General features: G+C 36.2%; 8 protein-coding genes and 1 tRNA gene. 3 read left to right on the forward strand and 6 right to left on the reverse strand.

Translation table 11 applies throughout. The features are described from left to right. Positions 1-107 precede the first annotated feature (107 nt). On the forward strand, positions 108-596 hold the full coding sequence (locus D5R40_RS26665) for a GNAT family N-acetyltransferase (protein ID WP_124146082.1): 489 nt from the start codon (positions 108-110) through the stop codon (positions 594-596). Between the two features lie 453 nt (positions 597-1,049). On the opposite strand, the gene D5R40_RS26670 is transcribed toward D5R40_RS26665, so the two are convergent. Both D5R40_RS26670 and D5R40_RS26675 read right to left on the reverse strand, forming a co-directional pair. Then, the gene (locus tag D5R40_RS26670) at positions 1,050-1,997 is read right to left on the reverse strand and encodes a sensor histidine kinase (protein WP_124146083.1); all 948 of its coding nucleotides are present in this window, start codon (positions 1,995-1,997) and stop codon (positions 1,050-1,052) included. Between the two features lie 34 nt (positions 1,998-2,031). Next, positions 2,032-2,619 carry an L-threonylcarbamoyladenylate synthase gene (locus D5R40_RS26675; RefSeq protein ID WP_124146084.1) on the reverse strand — a complete coding sequence of 196 codons (588 nt, stop codon included), beginning with the start codon at positions 2,617-2,619 and terminating at the stop codon, positions 2,032-2,034. Between the two features lie 741 nt (positions 2,620-3,360). Here D5R40_RS26675 and D5R40_RS26690 point away from each other — a divergent pair. Next, complete coding sequence (locus D5R40_RS26690) at positions 3,361-3,933, forward strand: hypothetical protein (protein ID WP_124155465.1); 573 nt, start codon at positions 3,361-3,363, stop codon at positions 3,931-3,933. A 44-nt stretch (positions 3,934-3,977) separates the two neighbouring features. On the opposite strand, the gene prmC is transcribed toward D5R40_RS26690, so the two are convergent. The 4 genes from prmC to D5R40_RS26710 all read right to left on the reverse strand — a co-directional run bounded on the left by prmC (position 3,978) and on the right by D5R40_RS26710 (position 8,576). Beyond that, the gene (gene prmC / locus D5R40_RS26695; RefSeq protein WP_124155466.1) at positions 3,978-4,883 is read right to left on the reverse strand and encodes a peptide chain release factor N(5)-glutamine methyltransferase; all 906 of its coding nucleotides are present in this window, start codon (positions 4,881-4,883) and stop codon (positions 3,978-3,980) included. Positions 4,884-4,918: 35 nt separating this feature from the next. Next, a complete protein-coding gene (locus D5R40_RS26700) occupies positions 4,919-5,668 on the reverse strand; it encodes a Tic22 family protein (RefSeq protein ID WP_124146086.1) in 750 nt (249 codons plus the stop codon). Between the two features lie 1,871 nt (positions 5,669-7,539). Further along, positions 7,540-7,613: transfer RNA gene (locus tag D5R40_RS26705), tRNA-Pro, on the reverse strand. A gap of 411 nt (positions 7,614-8,024) precedes the next feature. After that, positions 8,025-8,576 (reverse strand): GNAT family N-acetyltransferase, encoded by a 552-nt coding sequence (locus D5R40_RS26710; RefSeq protein ID WP_124146087.1) that lies wholly within the window; start codon positions 8,574-8,576, stop codon positions 8,025-8,027. A gap of 73 nt (positions 8,577-8,649) precedes the next feature. Between D5R40_RS26710 and D5R40_RS26715 the strand changes: the two genes are divergently transcribed. Then, positions 8,650-9,375 (forward strand): hypothetical protein, encoded by a 726-nt coding sequence (locus D5R40_RS26715; protein ID WP_124146088.1) that lies wholly within the window; start codon positions 8,650-8,652, stop codon positions 9,373-9,375. Positions 9,376-10,210: the final 835 nt, after the last annotated feature.

Here is a 10,210-nt window from a genome sequence, read left to right on the forward strand (position 1 = left end):
GTTGCCTGTTGCCTACCTTTGCTATACAATACCGATGCTACCGGACATGATATAACTTCTGCCTTCCTCAATGACTCCTATTGAAATTTATAGAGAGCTGACTAAACATGAAAAACACTACCAGAGATTATCGTCATATACAATTCTGCGAAGGTAACTCAAAAGTAGATATTGCCCAACTGGTGGCTTTATTTGATTCCGCAGCAGTATGGGCAAAAAATAGAAAAATAGAAGATTTAGAAATAGCTATTGCAAACAGCAACCCAGTCGTGAGTGTATGGGATAGTCAAAAAATGATAGGTTTTGGTCGTGCTACATCAGACTGCGTATACAGAGGTACAATTTGGGACATAGTCATTCACCCAAACTATCAAGGTGGAGGACTAGGACGCAAATTAGTGCAAACAATTTTAAGTCATCCACGAATGTGCCATGTAGAACGAGTCTACCTAATGACAACCTACCAACAGGATTTCTACAAACGCATAGGATTTCAATACAACCAAAACACAACAATGATATTGCACAATCAACCAATGGAAGGAGAAATAGAATTAACAACTAGGAACAAAGCATTACTACTTGCTCAAAAGTAATATCATGTCCGGTTGAACAGTGATAAATAAATAACTACGGAGGAGTCAGGAGTCAGGAGTCAGGAGTCAGGAGGGTTTGCTGAATAAATCTGAAAGTATAGCAATGAGCGCTTGTATATTTACAAATTGCAGGAGGGGCCAAATAGCTAAAAGTCTTATATTATCAGCAATTTATTCCCCCAGATGAGCTGTTGCCAGATGAGCTGTTGCCTGCGCACAGCGCTATATTGATAAATAAAGGCATTAGCCTTTTTGGGGTTCAAAAAAGTGCCAGTTTTTCGGTGCCAAGAGCTGCAAAAAGCTAGTATTTTGGGCTGACTATGGTAGAAAAATCATTCTTACAATTCTTACTCCTACCTCCTTGCTCATTCCTATTTCTCCTGTCTCCTGTCTACTACCCCTACTAAAAGACTTTTTCAGCAAACCCTAAGTAATTAAGATTAATATCATACACTAATTCACCAACGCCGAACTCTCATTGTTTTCTATACTCATAGGAATAGAACATTGAGTCCGGTTAAAATCAGACTCCTTACCATCAGAAGGTGTTGCCAATACCTCTAAACGTCCATTCATTATTCCTAACAAAGTTTGATTCATTAACAACCTCATACCAGGAGAAAGCTGAAAATCACAACTCACAACCTTTTCTGTTTTCTCCTCATGACTCTGTTTGAGTAAATCCCAAGACTCACTCCACGCACTAACTGGACGTTGATCGTCAATCCAGATATTAACATAACCAGATTCTTGTGCGGGATGAACAGAAACATTAATACTACCTTCATTCATTTCGGCGATCGCAGTATCAACTAAACCAATCAAAACCTGCTTCAGACGAGACTCATCCGCCAAAACATAAATATTAGGGTCTGGAGGTAATATCTTCAAACGAATACTACGGTTAGCAGCTTGTAAACAAGTTAAATCATCCACCGCCTCTAACACTTTACTAAGCTGAAGCGGTTCTATTTTAAGTTTTTCAGTACCATGCTCGGTTTTAGCTACATCAATAATTCGATCAAGTAGTCCCAAAGTTTTTAACGCAGAATTATACGCTTGGTTAGCAAATTCACGTTCCTCTTCCGGGTTATCAGCTAAATCAAAAATAATTAACTGTAGCGTACTAATCATACTATTCATCGGCGATCGCAACTCATGAGAAGTTCGAGCCAAAAAACCAGCCTTAAACTTACTCATTTCCGATGCCATCTGGTATGCAAGTTGAGTCTGTTTCAGCTGTTCTAAAACACCTTCTACTTCCTCTAAATTAGATACTTCAGGTGATGACACCACAGAAGGTGTTGACAAGTTCTCAGTTTTTTGCCTCAACCATAATCTGCCGCCTATTAGTCCAAACCCTAATCCTAATGCCAAGAATAAAAAATCGTTCCATCCCATGGGAATAAAAATATTAAAAAATATAACCGTACCCTTAAAATTTTAACTTGACCGCTCCCTGACGCAGGATTTCCCAACAACTAATTTCGTTCCACTTAGCAACAGTAGAAGGCACTCCAGAAGCCAAGATTATCTCCTGTTCGTGGGACAATACTAAAACATCTGGAAATTGAGCATTAATTTCAGCCATTCGACCCAGGGGAGGTTGACCTGAGAAATTAGCACTTGTAGTAGCCAAAGGCCCAGTTTGAGTCATAATTTCCCTAGCAATATCACAATTAGGTATCCTGATTCCAATGGTAGTTGGGTCAAAAGGGTTCATTTCTCTAGGAACCATTTCCGAAGCTGGCAGCACCAAAGTTAAAGGTCCAGGCCAATACTTCTGAGCAACCTCTTGCCATAACTGCAACTCTTCATCACTTCCTCGAACATAAGGCCACAAAGATGCGGGAGTTGCCCCCATCAAAATCAAAGGTTTATCTGGACTACGACGTTTTGCTTGAAAAATTAAATCTGCTTTTTGAGGCAGAGCCGCTAATGCTGGTACAGTATCAGTAGGAAAGCTAACTAAATTACCAGAGATAGCCCCTTTAATGAGAGTCTCAATAGATACTAAGCTCATTTTTTGTTTTTTGTTTTTTAATTTTTTGAAAAATTATAGGCAATTTTAGCATTTCTGGCAGAAAAAACTCTCAACCCAGGGAGCTTAAGAAAATGAATTGAGCCTCAAATTAAATTATTCCAACCAGTTGCCCTGATTAAAATTCAAGGTTGATCTTGACTGCGACCCTTCACTAGAAAAATTAAATCTCCTTTGTCAGGTCGAGCTGCCAGTGATGGTACAATATCAGTAAGGAAGCTAACTAAATTACCAGATATGGCCTCCTCAATTAGAATCTCAATAGATACTAAACTGATTATTTGATTTCATTTTTCATTTTTTAATTTCTCCAAAAATTATAGGCAATTTTAGCATTTCTGGCAGAAAAAAACCTCAATTCAGGGAGCTTCATAAAATGAATTGACCTTCAAATTAAATTATTTCAACCAGTTGCCCTCATAAAAATTAAAGCTTTATCTTAATTGCGACCCTTTCCTGGAAAAATTAAATCAGCTCCAGTTAATAAAGCTGACAGTGCTGGTACAGTATCAGTAGGAAAACTAACTAAATTACCAGAAATTGTCTCCTCAATTAAAATTTCAATAAAGACTAAACTTCATAACTTTACCCTCTAAAACAATTTTAGATTTTGTTTGAAAAAAATAGGCAAATTTATAGCAGGGAAAGTAGAATTAGAATAGTATTTATATCATCCAAATATTGATAAATACTATATTTTACCCTTGACTTATAATAAAATCTATGAGTAATTCTGAACAAAAGAATTGGAACAAAAGAATAAATGTTTTTTTAATAGGTATAGCTATTCCTGTAACTGGTATACTTGTAGCCATTTTCGTTCCAGAAATTAGATGCTCTTTAGGAATAGCACAAAATAGTTGTAAAAATAAATATTGCAAAAATCTATTCCAAGAAGGAAAAAGAATTGAATTCAAATATAGACCTATAAAGAAAGACCATATAGAGGTTGGAAAAGTTGAAATTCGTCAAGTCATAGATAGAAGTAAAGCAGATGGAACAACAGAAGTAGAAGGAAATGCAACTCTTCTTGAGCATTCATTTCCAGTAGACATAAATCTTGAAGTTCCATTATTATCAAAAGATAATAATTTTCCTAATAAGAAAAATCACGATCCTGTAAACTTCGATATTAAAATCAACAATGAAACAGGTAAATGGAAATTACGTTGGGCTGCCAAAGCAGGTGTTTTAGTAGGCGAGGATGGGACATGTGAAGATGGAAAAGCTACAATATATATGGACCACCCCATAGTAGAAAGAGAATATAAATTAGTATTTCAACTTATTCCATAACAAGACTATATAAAAATTTTTGAAGCTCAAGAAAATAATAACTGCTACTTCAAATAAGCCATAGCAAACCGATCAACACCCTCAATATCCGGAAAAATCTCAACCCCACAATAAGCTCCATTATCCTGCAACATTTCAGCAACCTTATCCCCTTGCCCACTCATCACCTCCACCAACCAAACACCACCAGAAACTAAATATAGTGGAGCTGTTTCAATCAAAAATCTAATAAACTCTAGGCCATCAATACCACCATCAAGAGCAAGATGAGGCTCATGTTTCCTGACTTCTGGTTGCAAAGTAGAAACCATATCGCTAGGAATATAAGGAGGGTTAGCCACCATTCCACTCACTTTACCTCGCAAATGCTCCAATGGTTCCCACCAAGAACCTTGACAAAAATTTATCTTGTTCCCTAAACCCAATTTTGTCCCATTCTGTCTAGCAATAGCCAAAGCTTCTGAACTACAATCCACAGCATAGATAGAAGCATCTGTCAATACTTCTGCCAACCCAAAAGCGATCGCCCCACTACCAGTTCCCATATCTACCCAAATTCCTTGTTGAAGATGGGAAACACTATTAGTAGCTGCTACAACCAGATCGATTAAACACTCTGTTTCTGGCCTTGGTATCAAAACCCCAAAATCCACCTCCAAAGAAAAATTCCGCCAATAAGTAACCCCTATTAAATATTGAAGCGGAACCTTTTCATTTAAACGTCTATACCAAAGATTATTCAACTCAACTAAAGAAAGCCTCATTGAAATATTAGGCCAATCTTTAAAAGACTCTAAACGAAGCGTTAATCGATCTAGTCCAGCAAATTCTTGCAACAACCAATCAACCTCAGCAACATAGATACCTGCCTTTAAACCATCACTCTGAGCACTGCGATACCATTGCCAAAGGTCTAGACCTGAAACTACACACTCCGAAGAAAAGTCCATTAATCGCGATCGCTGAAAATTGAAATTTTAATTTATTAATTACCAGATTGTTTTAACTGTTGTACAAACTCTAAAGACTCCCTGGGAGGAATAAAAATAATTTTTTCTAAGAAAGGATCGTCATCTTTCTCCAGGGCCTTAATTACACCTTCAAGATTCACAACTTCAATTTTCACAGAAGAAAAAACATCAGGTTGTTGAGTCTTAGCTCGCTCCAACATTCCCTGCAAATCTTCCTTATTAAAAAACATAGGAATAACTTGTTGTTCCCCACGTTGAATAGTTAAATATCCACCATCAGGTCCACCTTTAGCCATAAATAAAGGTACTCCATTGAACTGGTTAACATCCTGACCATTTTGCTCAAGTAAAATCTTCGCAGATTCAACCTGCCTCTTAATTGGAACATAAGCAAACTGTAGCTTTTGCTGATTATTCTGACTAGATTGGCTCATTTCATAAACTTCACCCAGAGATACAGGCACTACCTTAACCGTAGCTGCCAAATCAGGATTTTCTCCTTTTAATTTTTCTACAAAAGCATCTGCATCACTCTTACTAATAAAAACCCCTGCCACAGAAGAATTTTCATTACCTTCTTTTTTGATAGAAGCTACAAGAGGAGAGCCATTTTGATCGGTTATTGTAAATACAGGCACAGGAGTTAACTTCTGCAAGACTTCTTCTGCAGATAGCGCTAATGCAGACATATCTTTGACAGAAGGTCTTATCAAAGTGCTAGTTACTATTCCTAACACTACACTTAGGCGAATTAATGATTTCATAGATTCTCCAAATTATTTAAAATAATGCAGCAAAAATAAAAGTTATGAACATCAAATAACTTACAGATAGACATGAAAATATCATGTTAATTTGTTCAATAAGCCACTAATAAACATGATTTAATCTTTTTAAGATTTAACTATCACATCAATCATCAAAATATTTATTCCATAGTTTACTAAGATATCCTGATTTTTTTACCGTTTTAAAAACATATTTAGCTGTGATTAATTAATAATTCAATAAAATCATTATTTTTGGAAAAATTAAATTATGGAATTGAGCGATTACTTGATCTCAAACAGTATTTTAATTAATCATAAAAATAGTTTAATTTTATGCTTTTAATTTCACTGAATTATAAATTTTACGAAAATTGTTATTTTAGATAAAAGCTAATCTATGATTAATTTACCACATTAGTAAATTGACAACCATAGGAGTATGATTGATGGAAAAACAGTTATAACTGTAGTTGATTATAACACAATTTTTTCATTTGCTTAAGCTAACAATAAATAAAAACATAGTAGTTTACAGATACTTAAGACATAGTCTTTCTCCTAAAGGAGGGTTAAATTATAAATTATTCAATTCTAGGTTAAGCTATCGACTAAAATTCAAAATTTTTTGCCTCATCCAACGGAATGTATAGATTAATTTTCAAAACTATAACTACATTGAGAATAGGAAAGCATGTCGCTATTAGCGTTCAGCACTCAGCTTTTTAACAAACGAGGGAGTGTATCTGTTTATATAACCCATTTGGTATTAATGTCTGCGACCCGCTTTTTTTTTACCAGGAGTCAGGAGGACTGAGTCAGGAGATGGAGAGAAGACATAAGGGAAAAGGCGGATGTGAACCCGCGTCTCGCCATGGGAACGCCGACCAAGAGAAGGGAACGGGCACCAAGCAGATTGAAAAATACTCTCTACTTCCCTATATCCCCGTCTTCCCATATCTTTTTAAATAGATATCAAATGGGTTCTATAGTTGTTTTAATTTGAGTAGACTACAAAGACTAAGTAACTGTGCAAAATTAATTTAATATTTTGGACCTAAGGAACATAGTATATGATTGAAAATAGAGACCAGGGAACAGCGAAAAGTTATAAATCTATTTGATAAGCCGGACTTAGCTCACTAGAATATTAGCCTAGTGACTTTTGAAAACTTATAGCAATGAGCGCTCAGGTATTTACAATGTCCAGCTCAAAGTGCAGTAAGCGAAAAGGTGTACAAAAAATAATGTGTAAATATGCCAGCGCACATTGCTATATCTACTAACTATTAGACATCTGGTAAAAATCCAAAATCAAATCAATTATCGTACAGAAATTATCAGTTATTTCCCCCTCCATACCTATTCCCTATTCCCTATTCCCTATTCCCTCTTTTCTGGAGATGTCTATTGGGATTTATAGCAATAGTTAGTAGATTAGGACTTATGCAGATGATGATCCCAATAAGGGAAAATGTTTTTCCCACTGTTACCAATTTATTATTCCCTGCTATAGACAAAAATCAGGCAAAAAAAGTCCTTAAATCTATACAAACAGAGGTTTTGAGATCAAAAAGGTATAAATCCAGTAGCGATAAGGATTTTAGCCATTTTTATGGCTTTGACATTTTTTCCTTGCCTGGACTGACTGTTCCTAGGTCATGCTACGCAAACAGCTACTTTATATCAGATAAAATGTCTAAAGACCACTAGATAAGTAGAGCTAAACTTTAGAAGATTAGAAGATTTCATCTCAGCAAGGTATAGCCGGGGTAGACAAGATGCCCAAAAAAGTTTTATTTAAATTTCTGTGCTTCAGGGTGAGGTTTTAAATGTTTATACCTAATTTATTTGTAATTCTGTAATTATCGGGATGACAGGATTTGAACCTGCGACATCCTGCTCCCAAAGCAGGCGCGCTACCAAACTGCGCTACATCCCGGTTGAACTATAAATTTATTATAGCTCAATTTTCACAAGTTGTGCAAAAAAATTCAAAAAAAATTTTACACCAAACAAATTTGCCCATATATTCAGGAAATTTTTAGGAACAAAAATCCTTGAATCATTATCTCTAGATTTTAGATTCTACAGGAGCATCGCACTAGAAATAATATACCAATTGAGTTTTTACAGGAGACAAATTTAAAGTATCCTCAAAACTTAGTTAGTATCTAAGGCCTTTAAGCTACCCATATAAACGTTAATCAACCTTCTTGACTAACTAATAATACATTCTGCATATATTTAAATAAGTTAAAAGTGAGAAAAATGCCCATGCTAAAAAAATCTAAATTCTAGATTTATTAGAATATTATTTGGTTAATCATAATTTTGATCCAATCAAAAACAGCTAATCTGGATACCAGAACATTCCTTTAATTCCCTCTGGGTCAGAGATAAAACCTAAATTGTGGTAAAAATCAACAACATGAGGGTCAGCAAATAAGGTGATATTGCTGATATCCTCGCTACGAAGTTTTTTGATGATGTACTTCATCAATGCTTTCCCCAAGCCCTTGCCTTGGACATCAGGATGAACAACTACATCCCAAAGAGTGGCATTAAAAGCATGGTCTGATGTTGCTCTGGCAAAGCCAATCAGTCTTTTTTGACTGCCTCGCATCTGCCACATAGAGACAACAAGAAAACTATGTTGAATGGCCTTTTTTACTTTGCGTAATGGGCGGCGAGACCAACCAACAGCATTACAGAGTTCTTCAAGTTCATATATATCTATGTCTCGATCTGTACTAAAAAATATACGTCCATTACTTCTATTAGGTGAACGAACAGCTTGAGAAGAAGCCTTTCCTTCCCCAATAGTAGTGTATCCCTCATAATCTGGATTTTGAGGGTGAGATGTTGGCTCAGAGCCGCTAAACAAATTTTTCCAAAAACCCATGCAGGCGTGGTTAAGTTAGTAGAAGTTGGATGACATTATTAGATAGTATATATCCCGTTCCCTCTCTTCGATTATGGCTCCGGGTTTAAAATCATCAACACTAGAACTGCTAAAGCGCTTCAACCGAGCGTTTCCACAGTTTTATGAGCAATTTGTAAGTAGTGATATCCAACTGCAAAATTTGAAGTTAGCATATCAACTGTATAAAAGTAAACAAGCTGTAATAGAACTAAAACCAGAAGGCAGCAAAAGTGCCCTGCACTTTACCTACCGAAATCAATCATTTTTGCTCAGTGATATTTTTGGGGTCTTAGCTGCCTATGGACTAACTATTCATAGCCTCAGTCTTTATGGACAAATTTACCCACCGATGTTGGTCTTTATCAAATTAGTAATATCTAGGGGGGGCAAAGCACTAACAGAGAAAACCTCAGAAAATGTTTGTCGTGCCATCCAAGAATCACTGGCAGGCCGTTTCGAGGTAGAAGAAATGTTAGCTGTAGAGTTTAATCTAGATAGTGGTTTAGAAGAAGTAGCGACAGAATTTTATGTCGATCCTGTATTTCATCTACCAGCACTATTGATTGAAGCAGATAATCAACCAGGTCTATTCTATAAAGTTATGTATGCCATCTGGCAAGAAGATTTGTTAGTAGTTAACGCCAACCTATTAGTTTGGCGTGGGCGAACTCGTCTTATTCTTTATCTTTTGGGGCCTAATGAAAGTTTGATTCCAGAATACTTAGGCCAAAAAATTGCTGAAGGTATGCGACAAAGATTGATGGGAGAAAGATACTAATGTGTAGAAATTAAACATGAAGTGGTGAAAGAAATTATTACCGAAATTACCAAAGGTAAAAATAACAACCAAAAAGGCAAAAGGAATCTAAATACAGCAGATTTGATCAGGCGTGAGTATCCAGTGCGGACTTCTTGCCTGTTATGGGAACATCTGTTAGGGGAGCTTTGAGTTAGCAAACGTTAATATTTGTATCTCATGTACAACCGAATCTGCTGTATCAGAATTCTGTACTCTAATCCAGGAATTAAAACACCCTGGCTCTCTTTAACCAAAGCTGTGTTGTACGTGGAGTTGACATACTCCACTCCCTGAAGTGACCGTCTCTGGGAAAAGTGGGAAAAACATTTCTCTCTTTTATGTCCTAACTTACCTATAGGAATTACCCAAAAAACAAAATTATAGGCCATTTGTAGGGGTTGACGGCCGTTAACCCCTATTATTAAGTCTATCCATTACCCACATCAATTCCCATTTATCCTGACTTGGTCTTCCTGATTCCTAAATCCTACCCTCAGGGCAAACGCATCTCGTCAATAAACTAGGGGTAATTATCAATAAACCGGGTTTTATTGCGCTTGTTGACAATAGACTTTCAACATATAGTGTCTATAAAATCAAATAAACACTACATATAGGGAACGGCAAAATAAGATGCGTTTGCCCTGATCCTACCCTCACTCATAAGACTTTTTCAGCAAACCCTAATCGGAAAATTTTAGTAAATTTCAGTATTTCCCTATTCCCTAATCTCCCGTTCTCCCTAAATCATTAATATACTCAGGACTTACGCAAAGACACTATATATAGAGTATGGTCATCTAGAGCGATATAG

The sequence above is a fragment of the Okeania hirsuta genome, assembly GCF_003838195.1.
GTDB lineage: Bacteria > Cyanobacteriota > Cyanobacteriia > Cyanobacteriales > Microcoleaceae > Okeania > Okeania hirsuta.